General features: G+C 42.5%; 17 protein-coding genes. All 17 read left to right on the top strand.

All coding sequences use genetic code 11. The annotated features are described in order from the left end of the window. The first annotated feature begins 643 nt into the window (after positions 1–643). On the top strand, positions 644–1,195 hold the full coding sequence (locus E7L17_RS13055; protein ID WP_316323578.1) for a helix-turn-helix domain-containing protein: 552 nt from the start codon (positions 644–646) through the stop codon (positions 1,193–1,195). Then, the gene (locus E7L17_RS13050) at positions 1,195–2,529 is read left to right on the top strand and encodes a PBSX family phage terminase large subunit (RefSeq protein ID WP_316323577.1); all 1,335 of its coding nucleotides are present in this window, start codon (positions 1,195–1,197) and stop codon (positions 2,527–2,529) included. Before E7L17_RS13055 ends, E7L17_RS13050 begins: the two co-directional genes overlap by 1 nt. After that, positions 2,526–3,992, top strand: a complete 1,467-nt coding sequence (locus tag E7L17_RS13045; protein ID WP_316323576.1) for a phage portal protein — start codon at positions 2,526–2,528, stop codon at positions 3,990–3,992. Before E7L17_RS13050 ends, E7L17_RS13045 begins: the two co-directional genes overlap by 4 nt. After that, positions 3,985–5,112: a phage minor capsid protein gene (locus E7L17_RS13040; RefSeq protein ID WP_316323575.1), complete on the top strand. Its 1,128-nt coding sequence runs from the start codon at positions 3,985–3,987 to the stop codon at positions 5,110–5,112. Before E7L17_RS13045 ends, E7L17_RS13040 begins: the two co-directional genes overlap by 8 nt. A 121-nt stretch (positions 5,113–5,233) precedes the next feature. Continuing rightward, positions 5,234–5,821 (top strand): phage scaffolding protein, encoded by a 588-nt coding sequence (locus E7L17_RS13035; protein ID WP_316323574.1) that lies wholly within the window; start codon positions 5,234–5,236, stop codon positions 5,819–5,821. 3 nt (positions 5,822–5,824) lie between these two features. Next, a complete protein-coding gene (locus E7L17_RS13030; RefSeq protein WP_316323573.1) occupies positions 5,825–6,706 on the top strand; it encodes a hypothetical protein in 882 nt (293 codons plus the stop codon). A gap of 146 nt (positions 6,707–6,852) precedes the next feature. Then, positions 6,853–7,185, top strand: a complete 333-nt coding sequence (locus tag E7L17_RS13025; RefSeq protein WP_316323572.1) for a hypothetical protein — start codon at positions 6,853–6,855, stop codon at positions 7,183–7,185. Between the two features lie 15 nt (positions 7,186–7,200). Continuing rightward, positions 7,201–7,593: a hypothetical protein gene (locus tag E7L17_RS13020; protein ID WP_316323571.1), complete on the top strand. Its 393-nt coding sequence runs from the start codon at positions 7,201–7,203 to the stop codon at positions 7,591–7,593. Further along, positions 7,593–8,024 carry a minor capsid protein gene (locus E7L17_RS13015; RefSeq protein ID WP_316323570.1) on the top strand — a complete coding sequence of 144 codons (432 nt, stop codon included), beginning with the start codon at positions 7,593–7,595 and terminating at the stop codon, positions 8,022–8,024. The genes E7L17_RS13020 and E7L17_RS13015 overlap by 1 nt, the downstream gene beginning before the upstream one ends. Beyond that, positions 8,021–8,449, top strand: a complete 429-nt coding sequence (locus E7L17_RS13010; protein WP_316323569.1) for a chloramphenicol resistance protein — start codon at positions 8,021–8,023, stop codon at positions 8,447–8,449. Before E7L17_RS13015 ends, E7L17_RS13010 begins: the two co-directional genes overlap by 4 nt. Before the next feature lie 6 nt (positions 8,450–8,455). Further along, positions 8,456–8,947 carry a hypothetical protein gene (locus E7L17_RS13005; protein ID WP_316323568.1) on the top strand — a complete coding sequence of 164 codons (492 nt, stop codon included), beginning with the start codon at positions 8,456–8,458 and terminating at the stop codon, positions 8,945–8,947. Position 8,948: 1 nt separating this feature from the next. After that, the gene (locus tag E7L17_RS13000) at positions 8,949–9,386 is read left to right on the top strand and encodes a hypothetical protein (RefSeq protein ID WP_316323567.1); all 438 of its coding nucleotides are present in this window, start codon (positions 8,949–8,951) and stop codon (positions 9,384–9,386) included. Continuing rightward, a complete protein-coding gene (locus E7L17_RS12995; RefSeq protein WP_316323566.1) occupies positions 9,383–9,952 on the top strand; it encodes a bacteriophage Gp15 family protein in 570 nt (189 codons plus the stop codon). Before E7L17_RS13000 ends, E7L17_RS12995 begins: the two co-directional genes overlap by 4 nt. Before the next feature lie 344 nt (positions 9,953–10,296). Beyond that, positions 10,297–12,798, top strand: a complete 2,502-nt coding sequence (locus E7L17_RS12990) for a hypothetical protein (protein ID WP_316323565.1) — start codon at positions 10,297–10,299, stop codon at positions 12,796–12,798. Next, a complete protein-coding gene (locus E7L17_RS12985) occupies positions 12,795–13,175 on the top strand; it encodes a hypothetical protein (protein WP_316323564.1) in 381 nt (126 codons plus the stop codon). The genes E7L17_RS12990 and E7L17_RS12985 overlap by 4 nt, the downstream gene beginning before the upstream one ends. A 12-nt stretch (positions 13,176–13,187) precedes the next feature. After that, on the top strand, positions 13,188–14,918 hold the full coding sequence (locus tag E7L17_RS12980; RefSeq protein WP_316323563.1) for a hypothetical protein: 1,731 nt from the start codon (positions 13,188–13,190) through the stop codon (positions 14,916–14,918). Then, positions 14,918–15,319, top strand: a complete 402-nt coding sequence (locus E7L17_RS12975) for a hypothetical protein (protein ID WP_316323562.1) — start codon at positions 14,918–14,920, stop codon at positions 15,317–15,319. Before E7L17_RS12980 ends, E7L17_RS12975 begins: the two co-directional genes overlap by 1 nt. Position 15,320: the final 1 nt, after the last annotated feature.

The following is a 15,320-nucleotide window of genomic DNA, read 5'->3' as shown; positions in this document are numbered from 1 at the left end:
ATGTTCGTTTATATAGTGATATAATTAAATTGTAGAGTTATACCTACACAACATATTGTGTTTTATGGTTCATCCGAATAGCGGAAACCTCCTTGAATAGCGCCCTGATGGTATGGCACTTTAGGGCGCAACATGCGGCAAAGAGTGCATGAGCTTGTCGCCGCTCCTTTCTCCGCCTACCCGGGGCGGTAATACCAGGTACATCTCCTTTCCTCAATCATAGCCCTGCGGGTGATTCCGTGGGGCATACATGCGATAGCCATGACGGCGAAATGAAGCGTTGGTACTAGTGAAACAGCGCAGAGTAAATTAGGCTCACTACCTGATTATCGCACCACACGAAATATCACATACAAATCACTGACAGCCGGGAAAGACCGGCACACACACCACCTAGCACAGCAACAGCCGTGGCTTACCGGAGCAAAGCCGGGAGGTGGCACAACATAAACGTACCGTTAAATCCTCACATATCCAAGTGGATAGGGCTTATGGCCGACATTAATTGGTTTATATGGTGCGTTTAGATAGTCCCCGGCACGCCTATCAACGATGCGGACCACGCCGGGGCCATTAATAAATCAAGCGCTTGCCTTAGGGTGGGCGCTTTTCTTGTATGTAAAACTGTAAAGTAGGTGAGGTGATGGCAGATGCCAATTGGCTAGAGATAAAAAGTGAGTACATAAGCATCGGTACCAGTTACCGTAAACTTGCTGATAAATATAGCGTGTCTTTTTCAACGTTGCAAGCTAGAGCAAGAAAAGAGCAGTGGAAGAAAGAACGTGACAAGCAATGCGACAGGATTGAGACAAAAGTAAGACAAAAAACAGCTGATGTCATAGTCAAGCAAGAAGTTAACCGCATTAAAAAAATAGATGCTCTAGCAGATGCGCTTTTATCCAAGTTGGAAGAGGCAACGGAGCAATTAAACAATCACTTGGTATCAAACAAAACCAAGACCCGGGTTGTCGAATATAAAGACCCATCCGCACCGGGTAAGCCCACAAAAGAAGTAACGCAGGAAAATGAAGAAAAGGTGTTCGTGGTTGGGGATATAGACCGCGCAGGCCTTAAGCAGCTTACTGCCGCTTTAAAAGACCTTAAAGATGTACAGATTGCAGCGGCTTCCATTCCTGACCCCAACAGTGCAGAGGACGACCCGATAACAGCAGCTATCAAGGAGGACTTCCAATAATGGGATTTTCGGAAAAACAAAAAGAAATACTGAAATTCCCGTACACTGGCAAAACGGCCTTGATTTGTGATGGCGCTGTGCGTTCCGGTAAAACTGCGGTAATGTCACTGTCCTATATCTTATGGGCAATGGCGAACTTCAACGGGCAAAACTTTGGTATATGCGGTAAGACTGTCATATCGGCAGAGCGCAACGTTGTAAAGCCGCTGTTAGCAATAAAGTATATACGGCAGCACTTTAATGTTAAGTTTGCAAACCATGTTTTAACGGTAAGTAGAGGCAATAAGACCAACACTTTTTACGTTTTTGGCGGTAAGGATGAAGCTTCTTACATGCTGATTCAGGGCATCACCCTAGCAGGTGTGTTTCTGGATGAAGTGGCGCTAATGCCGGAATCATTTGTAAACCAAGCGCTGGCTCGTTGTTCTGTGACTGGCTCTAAATACTGGTTCAACTGTAACCCGGAGTCCCCGACGCATTGGTTTTATAAAGAGTGGATACTTGACCCGAACAAGAAACATAACGCGGTGCATTTGCATTTCCAACTAGATGATAACCCATCGCTTAGTGAAGAAAAGAAAAAAGAATATTACAGCAATTACACAGGCGTTTTCTTTGATAGATACATTTTGGGGCTTTGGAAAACGGCTGATGGTGCTATTTATCAGAAATTCGCAGATAACCCGGATAATTGGATAATTCCAGATTATGTGGAGCCTAGAAGAAGTCACGAGCTAACGGGCGAAGAGCTAAAGGCCCGCGATTTTTGCCAGCGTATTGATTTTATTTCTATCGGCGTTGATTTTGGTGGCAATAGATCACTGACAACTTTTGTTGCAACTGCAATTATGCGAGGGTTTAGCGGGATTACAGTTATTAGAGATCACAATATTAAAGGCCGCAAAGGTGAGATTGATGCAGACCGTGTGGCGCGCGAGTTTGTAAGCTTTGTGCGCAAGCTGCAAGCGGATTATCCCCACGCTTATATCAAGTACTGTTTTGCAGACTGTGCAGAGCAGTATCTTATCAACACACTACGCAAGGCGTGTATAACTGCTAACCTCGGCATTAAACTTGGCGACAGCGATAAAAACCCGATTGTACAGCGTATCATTTGCGCTAATACCCTGTTAGGGCAAAACAAGCTACACCTAATGGTGTCCTGCACACTGGTACGCGGTGGGTTGGAGGCTGCTGTGTGGGATAGCAAGGCAGCAGATAAGGGAGAGGATGTGCGTCTTGACGACTTCTCTACCGACATTGATATTTTGGATGCGTTTGAATATTCGTTCGAGCGCTTTATGAAAAAGCTTCTACCGGAAGGGGTGAAATGATGGAAACCTTTGAAATCTTGCCTATTTTGCAATATTTAAACCGTAAATTTAGCGCAGGCCTGCAAACAGAGTATTATCAAAATATCCGCCTCTGGAAAGCGTGGTGGCAAGGTTATGTGAAATCTTTTCACTCGTTTCGTGAATTGTCGGGAGATAAAGTGCTTGAAAGAAAGCTTTACTCTATGAAGATGGCTAAGAAAGTTTGTGAAGATTGGGCTTCGATCTTGCTTAATGAAAAAACAGAGATAGTAATAGGAGATAAAGCAAGCAGTTTGTTTGTACAAGGGCAAAAGCAAACATCCGGTGTACTGGGTGCGAACGAGTTCTGGCAAAATGGAAATGAGCTTGTGGAAAAAGCTTTTTATAGCGGGACTGGTGCTTTCGTTCTTAGACTAGAAAACATGCTTGTTGATAATAACGGAACTGTTCTGCGATCTCCTGAAACTCAGATAGGGATTAATTATCTTGATGCTATGTATGTATATCCCATATCTACTAAGAGAGGTAAGATTACAGAGGCAGCGTTCGCGTCGGTGCAACTGGTTAAAGGTAAATATCAGGTGTACTTAGAAGAACACACAATCCAAAACGGGAACTACGTTATTATTAATGAAATGTTTGACTATGAGTCAGGAGCGCTTATTCCAAAACCTTTACCCGAAGGTATGGCTCCTACGCTTAATACCGGATCGTCTATCCCTTGGTTCTCAATTTTGGAGCCTAATCTATCAAACAACCTGATAAACAGCAACGGAATGGGACTTTCAGTGTTTGCAAACGCCATAGATGAGCTGCAAAACGTGGACATAGCATTTAATAATTTTGTCAAAGACTTTAAGCTTGGTGGTAAAAAGGTATTTTATAACAAGACAATGACCCGGAGAACAGAAGGCGGCCAAGTTATCACCCCTGACGATGTAGCTCAACAACTCTTCTTGCAACTTGACCCCGATTCGGATATTGATGCGGACCTTAAATCTCTAGTGCAAGAATACAATCCGGCTCTGCGAGTGGCTGAAAACACGCAAGGAATCCAAGCGGCGCTTGATTACCTATCGTTCAAATGCGGACTCGGTACACGTTTCTACTCTTTTGATGGTGGCACGGTACAAACGGCTACACAGTATATCGGAGAGCGCCAAGACCTTGTCCAGAACGCTAATAAGCATTATATAGTGGTAGAGCGTGCTCTCACTAATCTAGTTCGCGGGATACTTTATATCGGCCGCGAAATATTAGGGCAACCCGTAAAAGAGGATACCGATATTGAGGTGAATTTTGAAGATTCATACATTATCGACAAAGAACAGGAGCGAGCAAGAGACAAGGACGATGTTCGTGACGGAATTATGCAGAAATATGAGTACCGCATGAAGTGGTATGGAGAGGATGAAGCTACCGCCAAAGCGGCCGTTGGAGTCGCCCGAACAAATGATGAATTAATGGGGTTCCTAAATGCTTAGGCCTGACTATTTGGATAAGATTCCAAATGACTTTTTGCGTATGTATCTTGATGTGGAAAATTCAATCATTGAGGATATGGCATGGAGAATATACAAAACTGCGGAGTTTACCAACACAGCTAAATGGCAATATGAACGGCTGAAAGCGGTTAACGCCAGCTATGAATATGTCATGCAACAGCTTGAACGCATGACAGGCAAAACTGAGGGGGAACTTCGAAAAATCTTTACGGATGCAGGAGAAGAGGCTTTGCAATATGATAATCAAATCTATCGTTATGCTGGCCTTGACCCCCCTACGATAGAAAACTCACCAATGCTTCAACAACAAATTCTAACGGCTTATCAAAACACACAAGGTGTTTTTCGTAATCTCACGCGCACAACCGCCACCACTAGCCAAACACAATTTATAAATACTCTTGATCGTGCAGCCTTACAACTACAATCAGGGGCGTTTACTTATCAGCAGGTAATCAAGTCTACGGTTAAATCTTTAGCCTCTGACGGCGTATGGGCCATCCAATATCCTACGGGACATGTAGATAAGCTTGACGTTGCATCTCGACGCGCAGTGCTTACAGGGGTCAACCAGATGGCTTCTGGATTAAGCTATACACAAGCTAATGAAATGGGGTGCGACCTTGTTGAGACTACGGCACACGTTGGCGCTCGGCCTGCACATCAAGCATGGCAAGGCCGGATATTCAGCCGTAGCGGTCAAAGCGGAAAGTATCCCGACTTTGTTGGAACAACCGGATATGGAACTGGCGCAGGGATATGCGGATGGAACTGCCGGCATAGCTTCTTTCCATTTTTTGAGGGACTTTCAGAGAGCGCGTATTCCCGCAAAAATCTAAATAAATACGCTAACAAGAAGGTGACTTACAACGGCCAAACGATGAGCTATTATGACGCTACTCAGCAACAACGTTATATTGAACGACAAATACGTCGGTGGAAGCGCGAGCAAGCCGGAATGACCGCTGTGAAGCAGGACGCTAATGAAGCAAAAGCAAAAATAAAGCAATGGCAAGCTACACAACGCGACTTTTTGAAACAAACTGGCCTTGACCGTGATTATTTCAGAGAGCGTGCGGGAGCGCAACTTACAAAGTGACAAGCGGGCAACTGCATATCATACAAAATTGCCCTTACTCTGGCTGGGCTTTAAATGCTGGAGGCCGTGCAACGCGGAGTGAACCGCGGCTTTACAAATTAAATCTGCGGCGGGAAGATTTATGGATATTAAAGAATTGTTTGGAGACAAATCTCTTACTTATTCTGATTTTGAAAAATTGGCTTATGAAAAAAAATCAAAGTTTATCGATCTGTCAGAGGGAGGTTATGTTGACAAACACAAACTCGACGACAAAATCACTGAACTTGGAACCGCTAATGACACCATTAAGACGCTGCAAGAAACTGTAAAAAAGTTCGATGGTGTGGATGTGGAAAAATTAAAAAACGATCTAGCTACCGCTGAAACAAAGTATCAGACAGACCTTGGAACGTTGAAGCGAGATAGCGCGGTTAATTTGGCATTGCTTGGAGCAAAAGCCCGTGACGTAAAAGCAGTTCACCCTTTTCTCGATCTGGATACGATTAAGCTTGACGGGGACAAGGTGATGGGCTTAGACGAGCAACTCCAAAAACTTAAAACTGAAAAAGCGTTTCTTTTTGATAACGATACACAAAACCCGGCCCAGTCTGCGGCGCGCCTGAACAGTGCAGGAGAACATCACGATTCCCCCGATGCTGGTATGGATTCTTTTGTCGCTGCTGCAATGAAAGGCGCCGGAGTACAAACAGATAATGGAGGTAAATAATTTATGGCAAACTCGATTGAATATGCAAAGCGGTTCGTACCAATTATCGATGCGGTATACAAAAATGCGTCTGTTACTAACGGAATGGATGCTGCGACACGCCCAGATTTTACCGGAGTGAATGAGGTTAAAGTTCTCAAAGTGTCCACCACCGGACTTGGCGACTATTCTCGTGAGAACGGCTATCCTAAGGGTGACGTTACCGCTGCGTGGGAAACTATGACGCTCACTGAGGAACGAGGCAAAGAGATTTCTATTGATCGCTTAGACAACGAAGAAACTCTTGGTCTAACGTTCGGCACTGTAACAGGCGATTTTATGCGGCTACATGTTATCCCTGAGTTGGATGCTTATCGTTTTGCAAAATACGCATCTACGACTGGAATTTCCAAGGCGACCGATGCAGCATTGACAAAAGATACTATCCTTGCTGCTATTGACGAAGCTGCCCGGCAGATGGACGCAGACGAAGTACCACTGGAAGGCCGCAGATTGTACATTAACTCTGATTTGAAACCGATTATGAATCAGGCTGTATCTCGCCAGTGGGGTTCTGATTCTGGCGTTTCCAATGTTTTGAACGGTTACAATGGTATGCCAATTGTATATGTACCGAAAACCCGTTTTTACACAGCAATCACCCTAAACGATGGTTCCACAAATTGGGGGTATGCAAAGGGTTCGTCTGCAAAAGACATCAACTTTATGATGCTTTACCCTGCTGCAATTTTGCAAGTTGTGAAGTTTGCGTTGCCGAAAGTTTTTGACCCTGATACAAATCAGGATAAAGACGCTTGGAAATTCCAGTTCCGTGAATACCACGACGCTTTTGTGTACGAAAACAAAGTGAAAGGTGTTTACCTGCATGCAAAACCGACCACCTAAGGAGGTAGTGTGAATGTTGATTGAAAAAGACGGAATTTCACGCGAGATTGACGAAAAAAATCTGCAAAAATATAAAGATAAGGGTTATGTGCCGGTAAAGCCCGCGGAAAAGCCAAAGAAGTAACCGAAAAAGGAGGGGTTTCCGCATGTTTGCAGATTACGTTTTTTACACTGATGAGTATGGAGGCTCTGCAATTGCGGAAGCCTCCTTCACTTTGTATGGGAACCGTGCTACCGCTTATCTTGTAAGCCTTATGCCCGATGCACCTTATGAAGTGTCGGTGGATGTAAAGATGGCTATGTGTGCCGTGGCAGATGAAATGTTTAAGGGTGATTCTGAACACGGTGGCGTTCAAAGCGAAAGTGTAGGTAGTTGGTCTAGGTCATACAAAACCGATTCAAGAACAACACAAAGAAAATGGTTTGAAGCAGCTATGCTTTACTTGTCTAATTCCGAGCTGGTAAGCCGCTGGATATAACACGGGGGTGGATATATGTTTCCCCATATATTAACGCTTTACAACTACACCAAAGCTGGTTATAACCGTACTGTGCTACAGGGCGTACTTTGGGAAGATACCAAGGCTAAAAACGTCAACAAAACAGGTTCATCTGCGGTAGATTCCGTAAGAGTGATTATTCCTTTTGACGTTGATACTGGTGGTTCCGTATATAAGCTGCCCGCTGAATATCAAGCCGCACCTGCTGGCGCTTGGACGTTGCAGGCAAAGCAAAAAGACTTTATGGTTAAGGGAGATTGCCCGTTCATTCCAACGCCAGGCAGCTTAATTTCAGCGTTGACGCAGGATTACGATACTTTAACTCTTACAAGTGTTACTACTTGCGATTTTGGAGGATTGCAGCATTGGGAAGTTGGTGGTAAATAATGGCCAGCACAAACAACCATTTAATTGTAAAAACTCCAAGAGGCAGTGTTATTACCAATGCATACGCAAGTGGAAAAAACGCTGGAAAAGTAACGGCAAAAATAGAGTGGAATCCAGACTTCGGAGCTAAAAAAACGCAAAATTTTACAGCGGCACAAAAACACGTTGATAGTGAAGTCTTACGTTTGTCTACTCCGTTTATCCCAAAGCGGACTAGTGCCCTTATTAAATCTGGCGAATTAGGTACAGTTGTTGGTAGTGGTGAAGTAAACTGGATAGCTCCTTACGCAAGAAATCAATACTATAACACTAGCAAAACAAGGATTTATGACCCGCGGCGTGGTGCTTTCTGGTTTGAAAGAATGAAAGCTGTATATAAAACTCAAATTGTTGAAGGTGCTAAACGCATAGCTGGAGGTGGTGGAAAATGAGCATAATTGAATCTTTACAAGCGTTTATATCCACCTGCCCGGCTCTCAATGCCTTTGCAGATTTGCATGTTGATGGATTAGAGCCGGATGCAGTCAATTATAGCATCGATACCCTTCCAGGCTCCAGAATCCTATCACAAGATCTTGCAGGAACTAAAACGCGCGAGTTTCCATTCGCACTGACTTCGCGTGAAGCTGCTGTTGACGACCTTGCTCGAATTGCTAACACCGGATTTTATGAAGATTTTGCCGATTGGCTTGAAGAACAGACGGACAACGATACCCTTCCTGTTCTCGGAATGAATAAAGCCGTGGAATCCATTGAAGCGACTTCGTGGGGGTATCTTTATCAGCGCGATGAAAATGACCAAACTGCAATATACCAGATTATATGCAAAATGACATACACCGACATGAAAGGATGATATTACATGGCTGGAAAAATTAAAAGATCGTTACTAGCAATGTTTTTAAACACATCTCCAAAAGAAACCGCAACATATGCTTTGATGGGAGAAGGCATTACTAGCCTTAAAGTAGGTTACAACCCCGAAACATCCGACGAAACGTATGTGAGCCAAAACAGTGGCACAACAGATGTAGAGAGCTATAAACCCACAATTCCCACTCAGCAAACAGCAATTAAAGGGGACGGAGTATTTGACTTTGTTGATGGCCTTCGGAAGAATCGGTCTGTGTTAGATGATGCTCGTTCCGATATTGTGATGGTATATCTGTACGAAGAAGCCACTTCCGGGGCTTATCCAGCAGAAAAAAACACTGTGTCTATTCAGATTGACGACTTCGGCGGCGACGGCGGTAAATCGGTAGAAATCAATTACACCGTAAATATGGTTGGTGACCCGATTAAGGGAACGTTTAATCCAACTACAAAAACTTTTACAGCAGCTACGGGGGATTAATATGCAAAGCTTACAAATCAACACCGGTGAAATTAGTCTATGTGTTAACGACGACGCTACCCGTGTAATCTCATTTAACCCTACCGACATTTCTTTTGTTGAACGCTTCTACGGACTTCTAAGCGAGTTTGAAGAAAAGGAAAAAGAATATAAGCACAAGGCAGAAGAACTACAAAACGACACCGGTGTTGGTGCTTTTGATATACCTAATAATTTTGGTGACGCGCTGGCGCTGCTGCGTGAAACATGCGAGTTCTTACGGACTAAAATTGATAATGTTTTTGGTAAAGGAACTAGTGACGCGGCGTTTGGTAATGCAAATACACTGGATATGTTTTCACAGTTTTTCGCTGGTATTACTCCTTTCATCCAAAAAGCAAGGGAAAAGCAAATTGATAAATACAAAGCGCCTTCGGGTAGAAAAAACGTTTTAAAATGAATGTGCTAATTGACGGGCTGCCTTCCGCTACTGAAATAGACGGGGTATGTTATGACCTAAATACAGATTATCGTATTGGGTTACAAATAATGATTGCGTTTGAGGACCCTGAATTGACAGAGTTTGAAAAACAATTGGTCATGGTAAATTTGCTTTATAACAATGTCCCAAAAAACAAAGCTAAAGCAGCGGAAATGGCAGTTAAGTTTTTGAACTGTGGCCAAGATACAAAGCAAGGCAGCGAAGAAGTCGACAGCACTAGGTATTATAGCTGGGTTCAGGATGCACGCTATATAATGTCAGCGATTGAACAGTCATACAACATAGACCTTTCTGTTGACCGCTTGCACTGGTGGAGATTTTCTAGCATGTTTTTAGACCTAAAAGAAGATTGCTTTTTTTCAAGGTTAATTTATCTGCGCAAACAAAAATCTAAGGGCAAACTCACAAAAGAAGAAAAAGAGTGGTACTATTCCATGCGTGAAATTGTTGATTTGCCAGAAGTATATTCTGGTGAAGAACAGTCTGCAATTAATAAATTTATGCAAATGCTTGGAACAAATTGACTAATAATGCAATTTAAAGTATAATTTTACCAAAACAAGTGTTGGAGGTATCGAGATGGTTTGCCCAAAATGTGGTAGCGCAAATGTCAATATAGTAATGGATACCGCACAAACTATTAAAAAAAGCGGTTGTTTATGGGGAATTGGAAGAACTATACTTATTTTATGTACATTTGGCCTGTGGCTTTTAGTCCCTAAAAGAGTGGGCCACACAAAGTCTAATGCTATTGCGCTTTGCCAAAGTTGCGGCAACAAATGGGGAGTATAACAAAACAATATTTTATGCAGACCACCTTCTTTACAGAGGGTGGTTTTTTATATGCCAGAAAGGCAGGTGATACGCATTGGCTATGGGATATGATGGCAGCATTAACATTGATGCTAAAATAAATAACGCAGGATTTATTCAGGGCGTTGATAAAATTGTTGGGTCATTAAAAGGGTTAGCTTCCGCGGTTGGAATCGCATTTGGTGTTGCGGCAGTTGTTAATTTCGGTAAAGCTTCGGTTGGAGCTGCCACGGAATTATCTAACGCGTTGCTTGGTTTGCAAAGCATCCTAGAGGGGCAAGGCCGTAGTTTTAAAGTTGCGCAAGATTTTATACAAAAATACACATCTGATGGTTTGATACCAGCCACAAATGCGATTACCGCATATAAAAACCTAGCCTCTCGCGGTTATACAGATATACAGATACAAAATACTTTACAAGCATTAAAAGATTCCGCTGCGTTTGGCCGTCAAGCAAGTTATTCTCTCGGCGATGCCGTTACTTCTGCTACTGAAGGACTAAAAAACGAAAACTCTATCTTAGTAGATAACGCAGGTGTCACAAAAAACGTTGCTAAAATGTGGGAAGATTACGCTAAAAACATTGGCGTATCCACAAACAACCTGACAAAAGAACAAAAAATCCAAGCAGAATATCTTGGAATTATAGAAGAAACTCGTTTCCAAGTGGGAGACGCTGCTAAATTAACAGGAACATATTCAGGCCAAGTGCAACAACTCGGATTTAATTTTAACAACTTAAAAGTAGCAGTAGGTAACGCCTTAATACCTATCGCCAGTGCGGTGTTGCCAAGTATTAATGCAATTATATCTGCACTTACTCGCATGGCTAATTTATTTGCACAGGTTACCGCTGCTTTATTTGGACGACAAGCAACTCAACAACAAGCTGTTGCAGATACTGCATCAAACATTTCCGCATCATCTAAAGATGCCGCAAAATCTCAAAACAAATTAGCTGACGCTACCAAAAAGGCTGGAAAGGCTGCGGAAGGCTCTCTTGCAAGCTTTGATGAACTTAACGTATTACAACAAGATACAGCGTCAGGAGGCGCAGCAGACGCATCTAGTACTGGTGCAGCTGCTGGTGGGATTGATACTATTGGTAATCAAGAAATTGGCGGTGGCGTGAGTGTAAGCCCTAAAGTGCAAGCGGCGGCGGATACTATAAAATCTATTTTTGATAGTATCAACGGATATATTGTAGGGTCAATTAAACCCGCTTTTGATACGGCTTTATTGTTTTTAGTAGCTCCAATAGAAAACTTTAAACAAACTTTTGCTCAAATATGGGCTGATATGAGCACGCTAGCGGACCCATTTTTACAATGGTTTACTGGTGATTTTACAACCTTGTTACAGCAAGCAATAATAACCAGCGGCATGGTTTTAGGCGGGCTGTTAGACAGTGCACAAAAAGTGTTTTCAGATTTATGGAACATTGTAATTTTCCCTTCGCTTCAAAAATTAATTGATGTAGCACTTCCTATGATGTCACAGTATGTAACGGAAAGCATAAAAACGTTAGGAGTGCTTTTTGATAACGTCAAGCAAATATTTGATAAAATATGGAGCGATGGAGTAGTTCCAGCTTTACAGTTAATTGCAAATGTTTGGTTTGATACATGGGATAGCATGAAAGCCTTTTGGGATAAATGGGGAGTACCAATTTTTGATAGCATTCGCGAAGCGATACAAGAAACGGGCGACTTCTTGAAAGTGATTTGGGATACTGTTATAGCTCCAGTGTGGGCCACTTTTATGACAGTTCTTGACCAACTTTGGACAGACCATTTAAAACCTTTGCTTGATAACTTTTTAGATTTTGTTGGTGTGCTGGCACAATCTGCTCTTGATATTTACAATAAGTTTATATTGCCAGTAGTTACTTGGTTTGTACAAAGCTTCGGCCCTCCTATCGTGAGTTTGATTCAGGCTATTGTAAAAGTGGTGGGCGGCGCGATTAGTACTATAATCGACGTTGTAAACGGATTGGTTACCGTACTTAAAGGAATAGTCAAATTTATTGCGGGTGTTTTTACCGGTGACTGGACAAAAGCATGGGAAGGCATTAGGGATGTATTCAAAGGCATAATTGAAACTTTCGAAGGTATATTCCGTGCTCCTATAAATGCAATTATCGATATGCTTAACCGCCTAATTGCAGGGCTGAACTTGGTAATTGGCGGACTGAACAGCATCCATGTAGATATTCCAGATTGGGACGTTTTCGGAGATATGCGCGGCACTACGTTTGGTTTTAGCATAGGCAAAATCAATAACATTCCGCGTTTGGCCACCGGTGCCGTTATACCCCCGCGGGCAGAGTTTGCTGCCATACTAGGCGATCAGCGCAGCGGCACAAACATTGAAGCGCCGGCAGACTTAATCCGTAGCATTGTCGCAAGTGAGATTGATAAAATCAATTTTAACCCAAGTGTAAACGTAATTGCTTCTGGTGATGATACCGGGTTTATTCGATGGGTAAAATTTAACGTAGAAAACGAAAATGTGCGTGTAGGTCAATCTTTTGCAATGGGAGGCGGTCGCTCATGATTATAATTGATGGCGTGAGGTTTGATATACCCATTGTAAGTCTTAAACGTACCGCCGAATTTTTGGATAAATACGCAAAAAGAACGGAAGACGGTAACTTACAGCGCAAGTTAATTGGTGTTTATTTTAATTATCAGCTTAAACTTGCTCGCAGCACAAATGTAAGTAAAACAGTGTATCAAAATCTATGGAACAAACTCACGGAGCCGGTAGAGTTTCACATGGTTACCGTACCAGATGAATCTGGAACCTATACTTTTACAGCTTATTTTGCTGGTGTAGCTGATGAAATGCTTGCGCAGCAAGGCAGTAATAACTATTGGAAAAATCTAACCGTAAACTTTACTGCTAAATCTCCCGCGCGAAAGCCGTCATAAGGAAGTGGTTGCTTGGAATATACGAAAATTACACTTGATTTAATTGATGTTACCGCTAAAAGCGATAGTGCCCCGGCTGCAACCGATATTCAGCCGTTTGCGGATACCGAACAGCTAAAACAAGACGAGCTGATTGTGCCAGACTATGCAACTTTGGAAGATGATTTTTTTATTTTAAATCAAAGCAAGACCTTGTTTCCCGACGCGCCGGAAGGCATGGATTTTGGTTATTGGAGTAATAGCGTTTCCAATGCAAATAGCTTATTTGATACGCCTCCAGTTTTAGAAATCACTTTTACAGAACAACACACTAGCGCAGGGCTGACACTACACTTTTTGCCAGATTACCCTGCGCTAATTAATGTTCAGTGGCTTACACTTGAAAACGTACTAATTATTAGTAAAGATTTTCAGCCAAACGCATTAGATTATTTTTGCGAATGTCCAGTAGAAAATTTCGGCAAGCTGGTTGTTACGTTTAAACGCACCGTAAAGCCTTACCGGTATATTAAATTGCATGCAATTGACTATGGAACGTTTTTAACTTATATAGATACGGATGTTGTTAATGCAAAAATTACTGAGGAAGTCGACTTAACCTCTAACACACTTAGCATCAACATGGCAAACTTCACGCTTCACAGCCCTACGGACGATTTTAATTTGATGAATCCACAAGGTGTATTCAAGCTGTTTCAGCAGGGGCAAAAGGTGCATATACGGCATTTCTTAGATGCTGGGCCGGTACAAATGGGAACATTTAGGCTAGCAACTTGGCAAAGCGCAGACGCTTCTACGGGGCAATTTACCGCAAACAGTAGTGTGGGGGAATTAGATAAGACGGATTTTAAACTTGGCCAAATTTATTTAAATGAACTTGCTGGAAATATTATTGACTCAATTATGGCTTCGGCTGGGTGGACGGAATATGAAGTTGAAAATACAATCCGAAACACACCGTTATCTGGTTGGTTGGCAATTGGAACACATCGAACGGCATTACAGCAAGTAGCGTTTGCAGCGGGAGCAATTGTAGATGACAGCCGCAGTAGTATAATCCGAATTTACTCGCAACCGCCTACTTATAATAACCTTATTACGCGTTCACGCAAATTTTCCGGAAGTAGTGTAAAACTATTGTCTTATATTTCCGATGTATCACTTACAGCACACAACTATGTGCTTAAAAACGATACTGAGCAGATATTCCAAGGAACCTTATATACTGGGCAGCACGAAATACAATTTGATTCTGCTTGTTCTGCTTTATCTATAACCGGTGGCACAATTACAGAACAGCATCAAAATTACGTTGTAGTCACTGTGGACACTCCCGGAGAAGTTACTATAACTGGCAAAAAATATGAAGATCATCCCATAATTTATCTTAATGCTACGGAAAAACTTCCTGCCGGTGCCGCACGCAACACTATAAAATTTGAAGCCGCTACGCTAATTTCTGGTGCAAATGCTCCGGTTATAGCTAAGCGGCTTTATGATTATTACCAATTAAGGTATCAAACAACAACATCTATTATTTTAGGACGGGAACGCGCAGGAGAAAAAGTAGCGCTGCAACATACAAGCGATAACGGTTACACGATGGACACTATCGAAAAGATGGATGTTGATTTAACCGGTGGATTTGTTGCAAATGCAACTCTAGTCGGGAACGGAATCGATATTGTGCAAGCATATTATACCGGCGAACTTTACGCCGGGCAAAACATGGGGGTGTTGTAATGGCTTGGATTACGCCAATATATGATCGCGCGCAATCTGATATTGATAATAAAACATCAAAAGGATATTACAACGCCTCTGATTTAAATCGCATTGAGCAAAACTCCGCATATTTGGCCGGTGTTTTTGGGGTGACAATTAGTACCCGAGCTTGGAGTCGCACAGACTTCCCGACACCGGGTGAATTTGAAAGAATCCTCTCAAACCTCAACACCCTACAAGCAGCTTATTTTGTGTATCAGACAACACCCTCTACCCCGCAGAATCCTGTGAATGAATTTCACAAAGCGAACAACATAGAACAAATACTACACGACCTATACGCCTTATACGAAGATAATAAACGAGCAATTATGTATGCCGGTGAACCTTACGCCGGGCAAATGATTGGAGTGATTTAAA

The sequence above is a fragment of the Clostridium sp. genome (assembly GCF_032576335.1).
Taxonomy (GTDB): Bacteria; Bacillota; Clostridia; order Oscillospirales; family Acutalibacteraceae; genus Faecalispora.
Note: the sequence above shows the minus strand (reverse complement) of the source record. Positions and strands in the feature narration are given on the sequence as shown.

Coding starts and splice junctions, on each gene's coding strand:
- E7L17_RS13055 (WP_316323578.1), top strand. CDS start 644: ATGGCAGATGCCAATTGGCTAGAGATAAAAAGTGAGTACATAAGCATC.
- E7L17_RS13050 (WP_316323577.1), top strand. CDS start 1,195: ATGGGATTTTCGGAAAAACAAAAAGAAATACTGAAATTCCCGTACACT.
- E7L17_RS13045 (WP_316323576.1), top strand. CDS start 2,526: ATGATGGAAACCTTTGAAATCTTGCCTATTTTGCAATATTTAAACCGT.
- E7L17_RS13040 (WP_316323575.1), top strand. CDS start 3,985: ATGCTTAGGCCTGACTATTTGGATAAGATTCCAAATGACTTTTTGCGT.
- E7L17_RS13035 (WP_316323574.1), top strand. CDS start 5,234: ATGGATATTAAAGAATTGTTTGGAGACAAATCTCTTACTTATTCTGAT.
- E7L17_RS13030 (WP_316323573.1), top strand. CDS start 5,825: ATGGCAAACTCGATTGAATATGCAAAGCGGTTCGTACCAATTATCGAT.
- E7L17_RS13025 (WP_316323572.1), top strand. CDS start 6,853: ATGTTTGCAGATTACGTTTTTTACACTGATGAGTATGGAGGCTCTGCA.
- E7L17_RS13020 (WP_316323571.1), top strand. CDS start 7,201: ATGTTTCCCCATATATTAACGCTTTACAACTACACCAAAGCTGGTTAT.
- E7L17_RS13015 (WP_316323570.1), top strand. CDS start 7,593: ATGGCCAGCACAAACAACCATTTAATTGTAAAAACTCCAAGAGGCAGT.
- E7L17_RS13010 (WP_316323569.1), top strand. CDS start 8,021: ATGAGCATAATTGAATCTTTACAAGCGTTTATATCCACCTGCCCGGCT.
- E7L17_RS13005 (WP_316323568.1), top strand. CDS start 8,456: ATGGCTGGAAAAATTAAAAGATCGTTACTAGCAATGTTTTTAAACACA.
- E7L17_RS13000 (WP_316323567.1), top strand. CDS start 8,949: ATGCAAAGCTTACAAATCAACACCGGTGAAATTAGTCTATGTGTTAAC.
- E7L17_RS12995 (WP_316323566.1), top strand. CDS start 9,383: ATGAATGTGCTAATTGACGGGCTGCCTTCCGCTACTGAAATAGACGGG.
- E7L17_RS12985 (WP_316323564.1), top strand. CDS start 12,795: ATGATTATAATTGATGGCGTGAGGTTTGATATACCCATTGTAAGTCTT.
- E7L17_RS12975 (WP_316323562.1), top strand. CDS start 14,918: ATGGCTTGGATTACGCCAATATATGATCGCGCGCAATCTGATATTGAT.